This is a genomic window from Microvirga sp. BF8 (assembly GCF_059888585.1).
On sequence record NZ_CM187619.1, the window covers coordinates 1,045,226 to 1,061,145 of the forward strand.

General features: G+C 59.6%; 16 protein-coding genes and 1 pseudogene. 10 read left to right on the top strand and 7 right to left on the bottom strand.

The features are described from left to right. Nucleotides 1-286 precede the first annotated feature (286 nt). The 6 genes from AC522E_RS04965 (at nucleotide 287) to AC522E_RS04990 (ending at nucleotide 6,408) form a co-directional block, all read left to right on the top strand. Nucleotides 287-922 (top strand): response regulator transcription factor, encoded by a 636-nt coding sequence (locus AC522E_RS04965; RefSeq protein ID WP_500749280.1) that lies wholly within the window; start codon nucleotides 287-289, stop codon nucleotides 920-922. Nucleotides 923-1,270: 348 nt separating this feature from the next. Continuing rightward, nucleotides 1,271-2,092: an alpha/beta fold hydrolase gene (locus AC522E_RS04970; protein WP_500749281.1), complete on the top strand. Its 822-nt coding sequence runs from the start codon at nucleotides 1,271-1,273 to the stop codon at nucleotides 2,090-2,092. Nucleotides 2,093-2,118: 26 nt separating this feature from the next. Continuing rightward, nucleotides 2,119-3,090 carry an MBL fold metallo-hydrolase gene (locus AC522E_RS04975; RefSeq protein ID WP_500749282.1) on the top strand — a complete coding sequence of 324 codons (972 nt, stop codon included), beginning with the start codon at nucleotides 2,119-2,121 and terminating at the stop codon, nucleotides 3,088-3,090. Between the two features lie 17 nt (nucleotides 3,091-3,107). Then, on the top strand, nucleotides 3,108-3,545 hold the full coding sequence (locus AC522E_RS04980) for a DsrE family protein (protein WP_500749283.1): 438 nt from the start codon (nucleotides 3,108-3,110) through the stop codon (nucleotides 3,543-3,545). Nucleotides 3,546-3,766: 221 nt separating this feature from the next. Continuing rightward, on the top strand, nucleotides 3,767-5,962 hold the full coding sequence (locus AC522E_RS04985; protein WP_500749284.1) for a PAS domain-containing protein: 2,196 nt from the start codon (nucleotides 3,767-3,769) through the stop codon (nucleotides 5,960-5,962). 218 nt (nucleotides 5,963-6,180) lie between these two features. Beyond that, entirely contained in the window at nucleotides 6,181-6,408 is a 228-nt protein-coding gene (locus AC522E_RS04990) for a response regulator (RefSeq protein WP_500750591.1), read from the top strand. A 42-nt stretch (nucleotides 6,409-6,450) separates the two neighbouring features. Here the strand turns inward: AC522E_RS04990 and AC522E_RS04995 are convergent, their stop codons facing one another. After that, the gene (locus tag AC522E_RS04995; protein WP_500749285.1) at nucleotides 6,451-7,080 is read right to left on the bottom strand and encodes an FMN-dependent NADH-azoreductase; all 630 of its coding nucleotides are present in this window, start codon (nucleotides 7,078-7,080) and stop codon (nucleotides 6,451-6,453) included. A 115-nt stretch (nucleotides 7,081-7,195) separates the two neighbouring features. Between AC522E_RS04995 and AC522E_RS05000 the strand changes: the two genes are divergently transcribed. Further along, nucleotides 7,196-8,131, top strand: a complete 936-nt coding sequence (locus AC522E_RS05000) for a LysR family transcriptional regulator (RefSeq protein WP_500749286.1) — start codon at nucleotides 7,196-7,198, stop codon at nucleotides 8,129-8,131. Nucleotides 8,132-8,554: 423 nt separating this feature from the next. On the opposite strand, the gene AC522E_RS05005 is transcribed toward AC522E_RS05000, so the two are convergent. Continuing rightward, nucleotides 8,555-9,454 carry a LysR family transcriptional regulator gene (locus AC522E_RS05005; protein ID WP_500749287.1) on the bottom strand — a complete coding sequence of 300 codons (900 nt, stop codon included), beginning with the start codon at nucleotides 9,452-9,454 and terminating at the stop codon, nucleotides 8,555-8,557. A 134-nt stretch (nucleotides 9,455-9,588) separates the two neighbouring features. On the opposite strand from AC522E_RS05005, the gene AC522E_RS05010 reads away from it, so the two are divergent. Further along, on the top strand, nucleotides 9,589-10,503 hold the full coding sequence (locus AC522E_RS05010) for an alpha/beta fold hydrolase (protein WP_500749288.1): 915 nt from the start codon (nucleotides 9,589-9,591) through the stop codon (nucleotides 10,501-10,503). A gap of 25 nt (nucleotides 10,504-10,528) precedes the next feature. Here AC522E_RS05010 and AC522E_RS05015 read toward each other — a convergent pair whose 3' ends face one another. Continuing rightward, complete coding sequence (locus AC522E_RS05015) at nucleotides 10,529-10,900, bottom strand: tyrosine-type recombinase/integrase (RefSeq protein ID WP_500749289.1); 372 nt, start codon at nucleotides 10,898-10,900, stop codon at nucleotides 10,529-10,531. 228 nt (nucleotides 10,901-11,128) lie between these two features. After that, nucleotides 11,129-12,028 carry a LysR family transcriptional regulator gene (locus AC522E_RS05020; RefSeq protein ID WP_500749290.1) on the bottom strand — a complete coding sequence of 300 codons (900 nt, stop codon included), beginning with the start codon at nucleotides 12,026-12,028 and terminating at the stop codon, nucleotides 11,129-11,131. Between the two features lie 104 nt (nucleotides 12,029-12,132). Between AC522E_RS05020 and AC522E_RS05025 the strand changes: the two genes are divergently transcribed. Continuing rightward, nucleotides 12,133-13,122 carry a zinc-dependent alcohol dehydrogenase family protein gene (locus tag AC522E_RS05025; RefSeq protein WP_500749291.1) on the top strand — a complete coding sequence of 330 codons (990 nt, stop codon included), beginning with the start codon at nucleotides 12,133-12,135 and terminating at the stop codon, nucleotides 13,120-13,122. 453 nt (nucleotides 13,123-13,575) lie between these two features. Here AC522E_RS05025 and trhA read toward each other — a convergent pair whose 3' ends face one another. The 3 genes and pseudogenes from trhA to AC522E_RS05040 all read right to left on the bottom strand — a co-directional run. After that, nucleotides 13,576-14,223 carry a PAQR family membrane homeostasis protein TrhA gene (gene trhA, locus AC522E_RS05030; RefSeq protein ID WP_500749292.1) on the bottom strand — a complete coding sequence of 216 codons (648 nt, stop codon included), beginning with the start codon at nucleotides 14,221-14,223 and terminating at the stop codon, nucleotides 13,576-13,578. Between the two features lie 161 nt (nucleotides 14,224-14,384). After that, on the bottom strand, nucleotides 14,385-14,567 hold the full coding sequence (locus tag AC522E_RS05035; RefSeq protein WP_500749293.1) for a hypothetical protein: 183 nt from the start codon (nucleotides 14,565-14,567) through the stop codon (nucleotides 14,385-14,387). A gap of 254 nt (nucleotides 14,568-14,821) precedes the next feature. Beyond that, nucleotides 14,822-14,995, bottom strand: a pseudogene (locus AC522E_RS05040) (IS6 family transposase); the annotation flags it as partial. Between the two features lie 274 nt (nucleotides 14,996-15,269). On the opposite strand from AC522E_RS05040, the gene AC522E_RS05045 reads away from it, so the two are divergent. After that, nucleotides 15,270-15,836: a hypothetical protein gene (locus AC522E_RS05045; RefSeq protein ID WP_500750823.1), complete on the top strand. Its 567-nt coding sequence runs from the start codon at nucleotides 15,270-15,272 to the stop codon at nucleotides 15,834-15,836. Nucleotides 15,837-15,920 lie beyond the last annotated feature (84 nt).

Below are 15,920 nucleotides of genomic sequence, written 5' to 3' on the forward strand. Positions count from 1 at the left end.
ACCCGGTCTGTTGCGTGGTCGATGGACTGGGTGCATGATAATTCGTCGGACGCAACGATGTCATGTTGTTACACATCGGAATCGGGTTCTGTGCTGTAGAGCTTTCCGGTAGGGCAGTCGTGTGATTTGGTAATCGGATGAGGAAACCTTTGACTGAAGGCGCTACCACAGGGTGAGTTGGGCACCCGGGGTTCTCCGTGTCTGAGGGTTCACGTCGGCGGATGCGGCTCCAGGCTTCATGCCGCATCTCTCGGGTCAACGTCGCAAGAGCCGCTGGTGGAACGCCATGAGAGAGGAACAGCCGGTTGTCTTCATTGTCGATGATGACCCAAAAGTCCGTAACTCCCTCGAGAATCTCTTTGGCTCCGTCGGTCTTGAGGTGCGGTTGTTCGGATCGACGCTCGAGTTCCTGAACAGTCCGCGCCCCGATGTCCCCGCTTGCCTCGTTCTCGATGTCAGGCTGCCGGGACTGAGTGGACTGGACTTGCAGCGGGAACTGAACCGTCTGAGCATCGATCTTCCGATCATCTTCGTGTCCGGCCACGCCGACGTTCCCATGACGGTGCGAGCCATGAAGGCGGGTGCGGTCGAATTCCTGACCAAGCCGTATCGCGAACAGGACCTGCTCGACGCGATCCAGGTCGCGTTTGAGCGGGACCGGTCCCGGCGGCAGGAAATGCGATCGTTGTCAGGCTTGCAGCAGCGCTTTGCTGCACTGACCCCAAGGGAGCATGAGGTCATGGACCTCGTTGTCTCCGGCCTTATGAACAAACAGATCGCAGCCAAGCTTCAGGTCAGCGAGATTACGGTCAAGGTTCATCGTGCTCATGTGATGCGCAAAATGCAGGCCAAGTCACTCGCGGATCTGGTGCGGATCGCGGAGCGACTCAACACCATGATCAGACCAGTGCCATCAACGTAGATTGCCCAATTGAGAATCGGCGCCGGCTTGCCAGCGCCTGAAGTCTGGAATTCTAGACAGTTGGTTTATCGATCGTGCGAACTTGGCAAAGCCGTTCAAATGCGGAAGAGCCACTTCCCGCTCCAGATTACATTGCGTGCACGGACTGGGGTCTCCCTCTGTCCCGGCTGAATCGGATCGTCCGGGAGTGCACTGATGTCCAAATCAAAGTCTGATGGGTCTTTGTTGCCATCACGCCGGGCTGTGCTTGCTGGAACAGCCGGCGCGCTTATCGCACCAGCCCTCATCGCTGCTCCCAACATGGCAGCAGCGCAGCTTCGTCCCAGCCAGCCAGCTAAGGGGAATTCCATGACGACGATCACAACAAAGGACGGTACGCAGATCTATTACAAGGATTGGGGCAAGGGCCAGCCGGTCGTGTTCAGCCATGGGTGGCCACTCACGTCGGACGCGTGGGAGGACCAGATGTTCTTTCTGGCCAGCCATGGCTACCGCTGCATCGCTCATGACCGTCGCGGCCATGGCCGGTCAAGCCAGCCGTGGGACGGCAACGACCTCAATGCTTACGCCGACGACCTCGCCGAGCTGGTCCAGGCACTCGATTTGAGGAGTGTCGTACATGTTGGGCATTCCACCGGTGGCGGCGAAGTGACCCGCTACATTGGTCGGCATGGAACCTCGCGGGTGGCCAAAGTGGTCCTGGTGGGCGCAATCCCGCCATTGATGCTGAAGACGGAGGGCAACCCCGACGGAACGCCCATGGAAGTGTTCGATCAGCTCCGCTCCAGTGTGCTCGCCGACCGGACGCAACTCTGGAAGGATTTGACAATGGCCTTCTATAGCTACAACCGGCCGGGCGCCAAAGTCTCGGAAGGGGTTCGTGAGCAGTTCGTCCACCAAAGCATGATGGCTGGCTTCCCGGCGTCGTACTTCTGCATCAAAGCATTCTCTGAGACCGACCTGACCGAGGACTTGAAGAAGATTGATGTACCAACCCTGGTTGTGCACGGTGATGATGATCAAATCGTGCCGATCAAGGCGGCCGCGTTGCGATCGGTCAAGTTGATCCCCCATGCAACGCTCAAGATCTATGAGGGCGCACCCCACGGCCTTGCGACAACCCACAAGGACCGACTGAACGAGGATCTGCTCGGGTTTATCAAGAGCTAGCGGTCGAGATGATTGAGGATGCTGCTATGACCTATGCCAATCATACCCGCTTTACGCGCCGCGGTTTCTGCCTCTGCTGCGTCGGCGCCACGACTTTCGCGGCCACCGGTGGGTGGCTGACGCCAAGGGAAGCCTACGCGCAGGCACAAGGCATCGTCGACATGATCCGCTCGGCCGCTGCGAAAGCGCCAATCGAGGTCCATAAACTGCGGGGCAATGTCAGTGTCCTTGAAGGATCCGGCGGCAATGTTGCTGTGCTGACCGGACCTGACGGCAAGGTCCTGATCGACGCTGGCATCACAGCATCGCGACCTCGCATGCTCGAGGCCATGAGCGGTCTCGGCCGGGAGCCGATACGGCATCTTATCAACACACACTGGCACTTCGATCATACGGACGGCAACGAGTGGCTCAACAAGGAAGGGGCGACGATCCTTGCTCAGGAGAACGCACGCAAGCATCTCATGTCCGCCCAAAGGGTCGAAGACTGGGATTTCAACTTCCCGCCATCACCTCCGGCGGCGCTTCCCAGCGAAACTGTGTCAGCCGAGAAGACGCTTCGGCTGAACAACTCGACACTTCTTCTCAAGCATCAGCCAAACGCGCACACGGACGGCGACGTCACGGTTGCATTCGCCGAAGCGGACATTTTCCACACCGGCGACATCTACTGGAACGGGATCTATCCATTCATTGATTACTCGACTGGAGGAAGCATTGACGGGACGATCCGTGCTGTCGAAGCGATTCTTGCCAGCATAGGTGATGGGACGATTGTTGTTCCCGGGCACGGCCAGCCCGTGAGCAACAAGGCCGAATTGCAGGCCTATCGGGATATGCTGGCCGCAATCCGCACAAATGTAGCCACCCTAAAGAAGGAGGGCAGGTCACTTAACGACATTGTTGCGGCCAAGCCAACTGATGCCTTCGATGCCAAGTGGGGGCAGTTTGTCATCGGACCAGCCTTCTTCACGAAGCTGGTTTACGAAGGTGTCTGACTAAAAGGATCAAACCTATGTCCGATTCCGCTAACTCTCTCGTCATCGATATCCCGGTGGAGCTGCAACTCGTCAAGTCGGTGCACAGCATCGGTGACTTACAATTTGAGGGCGATCTGCCGGCCTCGCTCTTCCACCTTCAGCTCATCACGGGCGACATCGCCGAATGGCACGCCCAATCCGACGTGATCGCGGTGTTTCACACGAATGCGGGTCATGTGACGCTCAACGATGATGCTTACAATGCCTCGCGCAACATCTCGACGGGAAACCCGTACAAGAACCTGGTGGCGGATTTGACGAGGCGTGGCGCAAAAATCGAGCTCTGTGGCGCAACCGCCAGGGTCAACGGGTGGGGTAATGCGGATCTGCTTCCGGGCGTTAAAATCAACCTGGATGCCATGGCCAGGACAATTCAGCTTGTCCAGCAAGGGTTTGTGAAGATCACGGAGTGATTAGGTGCTCACCGTGAGTTGCTCCTGACACCTCCATGGCTCAGGATAGTCCAGGAGGGTCGGCGGAAGGCATTCTGATATCAAACAAAGAGAATGCGAGCGGCTGAGCAAGACAGAGCTTCAACGTCGGCGCCATCGCATCCGAATGTTGTTTAACGAAACATTGCTTTGGTACAGTGCGGGCTCGGTAAGTATGGGCCCGCACACGGAGTACCGTTGCGATGGATCGTTCCATTTCCTTTGGACGGCACAATGTGACAATTGTGCTAGGCTGTACTGGTATTGCGCTCAGTTGGCTGTCCGGCGACACCTCGGGCCTCATCGCAGTGACCGCGCCACTGTACGTCTTGATAGGAAGACAATCACGGTGGTTCACGATCGGGCTTTGCATTCTTGTCCTTGTCGCCTTGGTACTGCTTACCGATGCGGCTGGAGCGCTGGGATCCAGTGCTCTTCTGGGTCTATCTTCCTTTGTGGTGGCTCTACTTGCCGTCCGCTTGACTATCCAAGGTTGTGAGCATGATGCTTCTAATCGGCATGTGGACCGGGAGGCACGGCTGATCGTGGAGAGCATGCCAGGACTTGGATGGTCGACCGATGCCAGCGGCAATTTCATTTACGTCAGTCCAAGCGTTGTCGACTATGTCGGCAAACAAACCGAGGAGTTCAACCGCACCGGGCGCACCGGACTGGAGGCGGTCCATCCGGACGATGCTGAGCGTGTCACAAACGCATGGCTCCGCAGCCTCCAGACTGGGGAACCGTTTGAGACAGAGCACCGGATACGGCGGTATGACGGTACTTACCGTTGGTTCCATGCCTTGGGGCGACCGGTCCTGGACCGTAGCGGCCGCCCTACCGGTTGGTACGGCACAACGATTGATATCGAGGAGCGGAAGCAGGCTGAAGAGACAGCTGCGAAAAGCAAGCAGCAGCTGCAGGAAATCATCGATACCATGCCGGCCCTGGCATGGACCACGAATGCTGTCGGCGAGGCATCCTATTTCAGCAAGCGAACACTCGACTACGTTGGCTTCTCCAGCGAGGAGTTGTACAAGGAACCCTTTGCAGCAATGCATCCGGAGGATATCCCTGCCTTCAAGGAGGTATGGGCACAATCGGTCGCGTCCGGTAAGTCTTTCTCATTCACATACCGACTTCGTCGCTTCGATGGGGAGTATCGCTGGCATGTAGGACGTGCCGAACCCTTGCGCAATGGAGCCGGTTCGATTGTCGAGTGGATTGGTGCGAATATCGATATCAATGAATGGCATGAGGCTGAGGAGGCGCTGCGTGCCAGAGAGCTTCAGCTGCGCCTGCTCGTCGATACGATCCCGACAATGGTCTGGTGCATGACCCCCGAAGGGGAGCCATCCTATCTGAATAAGAAACTGATGGATTACGTGGGACTAACCCTCAACGATCTCGAAGCTCCCGACGGAACCCGCCTCGCAGGTGCCATTGAATCGGTGGTCTTTCCAGAAGATCGAGCTAACGTCCGAGCAAATCTGGAGCATTCCTTCCACACCGGAAAGCCCTTCAGCATGAAATACCGGCAAGTGCGGGCTGATGGTGTGTATCGGTGGGTCGAAGGCCGAGCAGAACCACTCCGGGACGATGATGACCGGATCATCCAGTGGTACGGCGTTACGGTCGACATCGACGATGAGACGAGGATGCATGAGACGCTTCGTCTGGCACAGGATCGTCTGGCGCGGGCTACACAGGCAGCGAGCCTCTCAGAATTGTCTGCGTCCATCGCTCATGAGGTCAATCAACCCCTGGCTGCGGTGGTGACGAACAGTGAGGCGGCCTTGCGCTGGCTGTCATCGGAACCGGCTAATGTCGAGCGGACCCGGGCGACATTGGATTGGATCATACGCGATGCAACGGAAGCTGCCGAGGTGGTCAGCCGCATCCGGGCCTTGTTCAGACAGTCGCCTCAAACCCAGACAATGGTGAGGATCAACGAGGTCATCGGAGAAGTGCTCCGCCTGATGCAGGCGGAGGTTTCCGGAAAGGGCATCCGCATAGATGTCGAGCTGGCTCCGGATCTTCCTCCAATTGCGGCCGATCGTGTTCAGATGCAGCAGGTTCTTGTCAACCTGATCCGCAACGGGATCGATGCGATCGAAACTGCAAACGGAGCACGCAAGCTGCTACGGGTCCAAACACAGTTGGACGAGGAAAACGACATGATATGTGTTGAAGTCCGGGACCATGGCTGTGGGATCAAGGAACCGGAGCGGATCTTTGAGGCTTTTTATACAACGAAGGCAACTGGCATGGGCATGGGCTTGGCAATCTGCCGGTCCATCATCGAAGCTCACAACGGTCGCCTATGGGCAGAGCCCGCTGAATCAACTGGATCCGTGCTCAAGTTCTGCCTTCCGATGGGCTCAGGTGAGCTCGAATAACCCGGGAGATGCTTCAATCTTCGATCACTCCACCCGGCGCACAGGAAATCGCTGATATGCCTGCTGAGCGTAGATTGGTCATAGCAGTTGTCGATGACGATCAGCGAATTCTCGAGTCTCTGAAGAACCTGTTCGAGTCTGCGGGATTCGCCGTTCGAACGTATTTGTCCGCCCGGTCATTTTTGGAGGATGCTCCTCTCTAGGAGATCGATTGCCTGATCACCGACATTGGCATGCCCGAAATCGATGGGTTCGAGCTGCAGCGCCGGGTCGAGCGGGCTCGACCTGACGTACCCATTATTCTCATTACGGGGGATCACGCGATCTCCGCCCGCCAGCGTGCCATAGGGAATGACAAGGAGAACTTCATTCGAAAGCCCTTTAGCGGTCAGGAACTGCTTTCAACAGTATGCCAAGGGTTGTCTTCGTCTCGTAAGCTGCCTTAAAAAATCTTGGTTTCATGGCGATCTCTGATACTCGTTCATAGGCTAGGCCGCCTTGCGACAGGCCTCCCCGACCATCTTACCGATCTGCTGACGCACAGCCTCGATCGCCTGATCGCGGGCCTCAGGGCCGAAAGCCAGCTTCTCCGCCCGCAGGAAGATCACCTCGGTGATGCCCATGAAGGCGAGAAGGTTGCGCAGATGGGGTTCCTGCGAGTCGAGCGCCTGCGCCGGTCCTTCGCTGTAGAGGCCACCACGGCTCTGGACGACCACTGCGCGCTTGCCCTTGAGAAGTCCCTCGGGGCCGCTCTCGCTGTAGCTGAACGTGATGCCTGCCCGCAGAACATGGTCGAACCAGGCCTTTAGGGTTGAGGGCATGCCGAAGTTGTACATGGGCGCGCCGATGACGAGGGTATCGGCGGCCTTGAGCTCAGCGATGAGGTCGTTCGAAAGGGAGAGGGCAGTGACCTGGGCATAGTTGGAAGGCTCGGCCCCGCGCAGCGCCGTGGCAGAGTCGATATCCAGGTGCGGAACTGGATTACGGCCGAGATCCCGGGCGATGACCCGCAGGGCGGGATCATGGGACCGCAGGCGGGCGACAGTTTCCGCGACAAGCTGGTTGGACACGGAAGCTTCTCCGAGGGCGCTGCTTGTGATCACGAGAGCTGTGGACATGAGACAAACCTTCCGAGCGTTCTGGTCCTTGCGATACGACCGAGGTAATGGTTCATCGGATGCAGCAGAAGGCGCATATTCCGCACCACGCTGTTGCAAAGAGAGGAACACCGCCATGACCGAGCTGGAGGAGCTGAGGACTTTCGTTGAGGTTATCGAGAGCGGCGGGCTCAACCGCGCCGCGACCCGCCTGGGTGTCTCGAAGTCCATTGTCAGTCGGAGGATCACGCGCCTGGAGACGGATCTCGGCGCACGGCTGCTCGACCGGAGCACGCGCGGCATCAGCCCGACCGAGGCTGGCATCGAATTCAAGGCGCGATGTGATCGGATCCTGGCGGACCTTGAGGAGGCGCGCGATGCGGTGGCGCAGCAGGGCCGATCCGCACGCGGGCGCCTGCGCCTGTCCGCACCGCTGGCATTCGGCGTGCGTCACCTGGCGCCGGTCCTGGCGGAGTTGGCACGACTCCATCCCGCTCTCGAACTGGACGTGTCCTATACCGATCGGGTCGTGGACCTGATCGGAGAGCGGTACGATGCCGCGGTCCGCATCGGCTCCCTCAGAGACTCCAGCCTTGTCGTTCGCCGGATTGCCCCTGTTCATGCGGTGCTGATCGCAAGTCCCGATTACCTGTCCCGTCATGGACGGCCAGGGACGCCGCTGGATCTTTCCGGGCACGAATGCCTGATCTACACAGGCAGCCTTGTGCCCGAGTGGCAATTCCAGTCGGGCAAGCGCCGGTTCTCAATCCGTCCCGAGGGACGGCTGAGGTCGGACAGTGGAGAGGCCATTCTCCAGTGGGCGATCGCGGGCCTCGGGATCGCGGACGCTCCTTCGTTCCTGGTTGCAGACGCCATTGAAAGCGGTGCGCTCGTCCCCCTTCTGTTGGACCATCCGCGGCCCGAGTTCGGCATCCACGTCGTGCGGCCGCCGGGCACGCATGTCCCAGGCAAGGTGCGGGTTCTGATCGATACGCTCGCCGAGCGCTTCGGCGACACGCCGGACTGGGATCGCTGCTTGGTCAGCTCCGGTGCCCCGAAGCATATCGTCTAAGACATTTTCCAGGGAACTGGGCTATCGACGTGATTGTCGGCAGTCGATAGGAGAGATGTGTATGAGTATCGAAACATCCCAGCGAAGTGACTTCGGGAGGTAAAGCTAGTGTCGACTGCTCCTCCGTCTCGGGACTGCTAGGATTCAGAATCGGTTCTTGGCTAAGCTCGGCAGTGCCAGGGCCACTTTTGGTTCTCATCCAGCGTTGCATCGCCGCCTGGGATGCTGGAGCGAGAAGTTCCCACGACGTGATCGCGGAGAAAGTGAAGCTGAGATTCTCCGCCGAAGGTCCGCGAATGGCACGTTCCGGAAGTAATCCCGATGTCCGCTGAGGGTAGGAGCACCGGACGTCCCTGAGGGGTGAGGGATCGTCTCTGCCTGACCCCAAGCGGATCTGCTGATGCATCAATCCTGGACGCGGCTTCAAGGCTCCCAATAAGGCGGCTCTCCGAACGCCTCACGCAAGCAGTCGGCAAAAGCCCTCACTTTGGCCGATGGCCGCCGTCCTTCCAGATGGGCGACATAGATAAATTCCGGGGCGGACTGGAGCCCCACGTCGATGACCACAAGACGGCTGCTCGCGATGTCGGAACCGACGATAAAGGTCGGCAGAAGGGCGATGCCGATCCCGGATAGCGCGGCGTCCCGCATCATATCGCCGTTGTTCACGCGCAGGGCCGTTCGGCTGCGTACGATTGTTGCCCCGTCCGGCCCTGGGAACCGCCAGTCATCGACACCCCGGTTGGTATAGAAGATCCCGCGATGGCCCTTGAGGTCGCCGGCCGCGCCGGGTGTGCCATGCCGCGCCAGGTAATCCGGCGAAGCGACGAGAACCCGCCGACTGGGCGCCAGCCGCCAGGCAACCAGGCGTGAGTCCAGGAGCGGACCATGCCGGACCACAGCATCATAGCCCTCGGCGGATAGATCTTTCCGCCGATCGTCAAGATCGAGCGTCAGCTCGATGCCGGGATGCTGGGCGAGAAACGGATAAACCGCCGGCCCAAGATGCAATCGGCCGAATGTAACAGGCGCCGAGATGCGCAACGGGCCGACCAAAGCGCCGCTGCGCTGGGCCATTTCTGCCATCGCCTCGTCGACTTCATGGGCGATGCGGGATGCCCTTTCGCGGAAGGTGATCCCATCCTCCGTCAGGCTCAGCCTGCGCGTGCTTCGATGCACGAGCCTCACGCCCAGGCTGCGCTCGAGCTCGACCAATCGGTCGCTGACCACGGACTTTGACAGTCCTAAGCGGCGCGCGGCCTCGCTGATCGACCCGGCTTGCGCAACGGCGACGAAGGCCGCAATTCCATCGAGTTTCAGCATCGTTCGGATTTTCCGGAGACCAGTTTCTCCTTTTGGAGCCTAATCCGGAAGGTGCTCGAACGCTATCTCAGCCTCGAACCGCGAGGCACCGACCGCCTCGCGGCGAAAGCTCTCATGTTGATCGGAGATGACAGATGCTCAGGCTCGTAATCACTGCTTTCGGAGCCGCGGCCATAGCGCTGCCAGCTGCGGCGCAGGTCCCGTTCCCGGCCGAGGTCCGGACGCAGGAGGTCACGACCAACGGCGCCACGATCCACGTCCGCGTCGGCGGCACGGGTCCGGCTGTGGTTCTGTTGCACGGCTATGGCGAAACAGGTGATATGTGGGCACCTATGGCCGAGGATCTTATCCGTGATCATACGGTCGTGGTTCCGGATCTGCGCGGCTTGGGGCTGTCCTCCAAGCCAGGTGGGGGGTTCGACAAGAAAACTCAGGCCGGGGACGTGGCAGGCGTTCTCGATGCGCTCAACATCGATCGCACCGATCTGGTTACGCACGACATCGGCAACATGGTCGGCTACGCCTTCGCCGTCCAGCACCCGGAACAGGTGAGGCGGTTTGTTCTGATCGATGCTCCGGTGCCAGGCATCGGTCCATGGGAAGAGATCCTGAAAAGCCCGTTGTTGTGGCATTTCCGGTTTGGAGGACCCGACATGGAGCGCCTCGTGGCAGGCCGCGAGCGCATCTATCTCGATCGTTTCTGGAACGAGTTCTCGGCCACGCCCAGCCGCTTCTCCGAGGCCGCTCGGGAGCACTATGCCAGGCTGTACGCCCTGCCGGGCGCCATGCATTCAGGGTTCGCCCAGTTTGCCGCGTTTGATCAGGATGCCGTCGACAACAGGGCCTTTCTTGCTGCCAAGGGCAAGCTCGGGATGCCGGTGCTGGCGATCGGGGGCGAGAAGTCGTTTGGGCCGATGATGGCGACTGTCATGCGATTTGCCGCCAGCAACGTGACCGAAGGAATCATTCCCGATTCAGGCCATTGGATCATGGAGGAGAACCCGACGGCGACGAGCACCATGGTCCGCGCCTTCCTCTCGTCCCAGTGAACGACATCGCGTTGCTCCCGTCTGATCACGCCGACGCGCAACCACGGAACAGACGTCCCTTTGTGGCACGCGCCGGTCGTTTGCCTTGCGGCTGCTTAAGCCTCAGGTCAAGACCTTGCTCCGAACATGCAGTAGGCCATGAGGCGGCACGTGAGCGGGCCGCCTCAGTCGGTTCGATCTCAACCTGCTCCGCGATCAGGAGGGCATCGTCGATGTCGATGCCGAGATACCGCACGGTACTCTCGATCTTGGTGTGACCCAACAGGAGCTGGACGGCCGGGAGATTGCCGGTCCTTCGATAGATCATCGAGGCTTTGGTGCGTCGCAGGGAGTGGGTCCCGTAGGCGAGGGGGACGAGACCAATCGCATGGGTCCAATCAGCTTGCTGCGGCTCCAAGGTGCGGTGGTTCGGCCAGTATGGTCAGCGATTGTTTCTTGCATTGCAGTGCCCCTGAAGCGAAGCCCTCCCGCTGTTCTGCGGGCAAACCTAGGCTGAGTGTTCCTCCTAAAATCTCTAACAGCTCACAAAGGTAAGTCCCCATCCGGTTCCTTGCCCCGGTACTCCTCCTGACCCACACCGGACCTTCTCATATTTGCGGGGCTTTCTGATGGTTAGAGTGGCAGGTTATGTCATGAATTTGGGTAATGCGGCTGCCAACGCATCGACCGCAAGACGGACCTTCCGTGGCAACTGAGGAGTCTGCAACCATAGTGCATAGCAGTCGTATGGAAACCCCGGCTGCTCTAGCACCAGTGGGACCAGTTCACCTGCCTGAATGCGCTCACGAACCAGCCAGGAGGGAAGCCAAGCCAACCCCATGCCGGTGGTCACGGTATCGGCAATCGCATCAAGATCATCGAGCCGCAGCCGGCTCTTTGGCATGATCTCCACCGACGGCTGGCCATCGCGGGGAAACAGCCACGGCGAAACCGGGCCTGTCCGATGGTAGAGGACGGCCTGATGATCGGCCAGATCTTCAAGCCGCTCAGGCCTGCCGTGGCTCTCAAGATAAGATGGAGACGCGCAGACGATCATGCGCTGGCGGGCGACGCGGCGGGCAATCACCCCGGCCTTGCTTTCCAAATGGCCGGTCCGGATGGCAAGATCATAGCCATCCTCTGCAAGATCGACGATACGATCGTTAAATGACAGATTGAGCTCCAGCGTGGGATATTGCTGTGCGAGCTCGAGCAGGATGGGAGTGACGCAGCGCCGGCCGAAATGCACCGGCATGCTGACACGCAGCTTGCCGCGAGGTTCGGATAGTTGATCGGCTGCGAGGGCATCCGCAGCCTCAGCCTCAGCAAGGACTACCCGGCAGCGATCATAGTAAGCCCGGCCGAAGTCCGTCAGGCTCTGCCGGCGGGTAGTCCGGTTGATGAGACGCACACTCAGACGCTCTTCGAGAAACCGGACATGCTTGCCGACCATCGGTCCGGAGAGATCGAGTGCGACCGCCGCCGCCGCGAACGAACCCAAATCGACGGCTTTGACGAACACGGCCATGCTAGTCAGGCGATCCATGTTTCCAAACTCTCAGTTTCGACTGTTCTGCCTCTGGCGCTCTTTATCTGCTTGATATCCCCCAGCATAGCTTATTCGGTTCAATAACTTTGGAATTATGGCCGATGGCACGAGTGGTTCGCTTTCACCAGCATGGTGGTCCAGAGGTTCTGCGCATTGAGGACGTCGATGTTCCAGGCCCCGGTCGGGGTGAGGTTCAAATCCGGGTCCGGGCACTGGGCTTGAATCGGGCTGAGGTGTTGCTCCGCGCGGGCTCATATATCGAAACGCCGTCCTTCCCGTCCGGCCTTGGCCTTGAGGCAGCAGGCACCGTCGAAGCGATCGGCGAGGACGTAGACGGCTTGGCACCCGGCGACGTCGTAAGCATCGTACCGCCGATCTCAATGGTCCGCTGGCCTGCCTATGGGGAACTGGCGACATTTCCGGCTGAGCTCGTTGTGAAGCACCCGCCATCGCTCGGCTGGGAAGCGGCGGCCGCCGTTTGGATGCAGTATCTTACCGCTTATGGAGCGCTGATCGACATTGCTCAACTCCGCAGAGGAGACTTTATCGTGGTTACCGCGGCCTCCAGCAGTGTCGGACTGGCGGCGATACAGATTGCCAACAGGGTTGGCGCGACCCCGATCGCGGTCACGCGGACGTCTGGCAAGAAGCAGGCGTTGCTTGAGGCTGGCGCTGCGCATGTCATTGCTTCAGCAGAGGAAGTTCTGGAAGTCCGTCTGATGGACATTGCCGGCTCGGCGGATGTACGCGTTGTGTTCGACCCGATCGGCGGTCCGATATTCGAGCCTCTGACGGCAGCGATGGCGCGGGGCGGCATTCTCATTGAATATGGCGGCTTGAGCCCCGAGTCGACTCCCTTTCCGCTGTTCAACGTACTGAGCAAGAGCTTGACGCTGCGCGGCTACCTCGTTCACGAGATCGTCAGTGACCCGGCGCGGTTGGAAGCCGCTAAAGCATTCATCCTCAAGGGACTGGAGGCGGGTGCTCTGACGCCAATCATCGCCAGGACCTTTCCGTTTGAACGGATTGTGGAGGCGCATCGCTTTCTGGAGTCGAACAAGCAGTTCGGCAAGATAGTCGTGACCGTTTGATGGGTCATAAAGTCGTAGAGCTGGTCGGCTGACGTATCGGAGCGCCAGGCCTACGGAGGATCCCGTCACCTGCATGTTGAACTGATGCTGTCCTCTGAAACTCACTCTTCGCCAAGTCCAAGCCGATTGTGCTATCCTCTCCCATAGACGCCTCCAAATTGGCACACCAATGCCGTTGGGGCGTCTACCCTATCAAATCCCTAAGGATTGCCGGCTCTCCAGTTGCTTCGCCGGTCCTGCTCGTCGTAGAGGCCAACAGCCTGCTGGCTGTTGGCCCAGCTCTGCATCAGCAGAGCCAGCCAATCGCCCTGCCATGAAGGCCCGAAACTGTCGTCAGGTCCTCATGTGCAACTCGGGTAGGGTTCCAAACTTGGCCAAAGGGTATTCCGAATCCTACCTACGCGTTAACCACGAACCGACGTGGGAGGTCGGTGGCCACAATGGATGTCGCCGTTACGCCCGCGCCAGCACCACGCAGTCGAGCACGGCGCCATAATGGCAGGCCGCGGCCACGAGCACGAGGGCATGCCAGATCGCATTGTGAAAGCGCAGGCTTTCCCACACGTGGAAGACCACCCCCGCCGTGTACAGGAGGCCACCCGCGGCCAATAGGGTGAGGGTCGAGCCTGGCAGGCTGCCGAGCACGGCCTCGTACGCCATGACGCCGCTCCAGCCGAGGAGCAGGTAGAGCAGGATTGCAAGCCGATCAAACCGACCCGGCAGGCATAGCTTCAGGACCATCCCGGCCAAGGAGCCGGTCCAGACGCCGACCAGCAGGATGATGGCGGTGGTCTCGCTTCTCATCTGCATGATGAACGGCGTGTAGGTGCCGGCGATCAGGAGGTAGATGGCCGAGTGGTCGAACCGCCGCAGTATCCATTTGACCGGGGACACCGGCCACAGATTGTAGACGGCTGAGATGACGAGCACGGCCAACAGGCCTCCGCCATAGATCGCCACTGAGGTCAGCTCCCAGGGACCGACGGCTGGCGCGGCGAGAACCAACAGGACGATCACTGCGGCGAGGCCGCCAATGACCCCCAAGGCATGCACGATGCCGTCTGCCAAGATCTCGTGCTTATCGTAGTCCCACCTGATCATCGTCCTCACATCGTTGAAGGCAGCCTAGCGCCGGCACAGCAGAATCCGGCTTCTGAAGCTACAAGCTTGGCTTCGGGAGAACCCGCCACCAGAACGCCGGTTCCTGCGACTTGGTGGCGGGTCGTCAAGATGTTGGGATTCAGGCCGTGGACTTCCTAGTCCTAGCGGGAACTTGGCTTGTCCGGGCGCGACCCGGCGGTTTCGACAAGGCAGACCAGCACGAAGACGGCCACGACCGTGACCAGCTCCACGGTCTGGGTCGCCCATTCAGGCGCACTGTTCGACAGAAGACCAAGCGTCAGGCCCGGCAGCAGGGCCGCAGCAAGAGCGAACCAGATCAGCATGTCGATCTCATTTGGCAGCGGATACGGATGTTTAGGCCAAGGTGTCTGAACCGGACCTGTACAGGTCCGGTTCAGCCGGCCCCTTGCGCTGATCAACCTTGTCAATGCAGATTTACCCGTCTCGGGTGGCCTTTGATACCGTCCGATCTCAGCCTGGGCGCGTGGTGATGCCGGGCACACCATCTCTATCGCAGACTTCTGTCTTACGTCTTATTCGAGCTGTCCCGGCCTCCTGCTGTGAGAATGACGGATCAGTTCGTCCTGAGCAGGTGCGGGTGGATGCGCCTGTCGATCTCGAGCGCATAAGCCTGGATCCAACGAAAGAGGGAGGCGTAATCCACCTGAACACCACGGTCAGAGAGCATGCATTGGAGATCACGGTAGCTGATCGGGAAGCGCAGATACCAGCGCGCTGCCCACAGAATGATCTCCGCCGTGAATTGCGGACCCTTGAACGGGTACTTATTGCTCCGCTACACCGCTAACCCCTCTTAGCACCCTCGCTTCATAGCCGGGGTCGCGAAGCATCAAAGCTGCAACTGAACCAACGCCGATGCCATCGACTCCACCTCAGTCACGGCAGGCTATGGCAGTCTGGGAGATCTAAGCCGTTTCCGCCGGTCGGGGGAAGCTGGAACGGCGCTGCTTGCACGGAGTTGGTTATTGAAAGCGGGGCCGCACCCCGGCCCTGGGAGAGTGCCAATGATCAATCCATCATCCGTAAATTCACTGGCTGGGACATGTCCGCCGGATAAAGAACTGCCGGAGAACAGCCAGGAACATCTGGACGAGAAGCTCGACCATGCCATCGAGGAAACCTTTCCAACCAGCGACCCGGTCTCGGTCAGTGTCACCAAGGGCGGGGCCATAGATTATGATCGGCCGGACGAGCCGGGATCAAGCCGCCAGGATCAGGGAAGGGCGAGCCAAGCGGGGAACCGTCCAGAGCAGGCCTATAACTCGCTGCGAGAGACCGTTGACCGGGCATCCGAAGCAACCCGTGACGCGTATCTTCAAACCAAGAACTATGTCCGCCAGGTCCGTGAACGCTATCCAGAAGCAGATCGCTTTTATCAGGAAGGCGCTCACAGAGCTGGTCAGCATGTGACCGAACATCCGTGGATCGCTCTGCTCGTGGCGGGAGCCGTTGGGTACGGTGTGGCTTGGTTGATCCATGGTCGAAGTGGCAGTCATGACAGGCGTATCCCCGCTTATGCCAGAACCGCGAACGGCTACACGGCGAGTAGATACGTGGAGGATGAGCCGTAACCATAGACTCGGGAGTTCACTTCAGCGTTGGAAGGGTTCGCTATCGGAATTCCAGAGCGATGTCTGCGAGCCTAGTCCATTTGA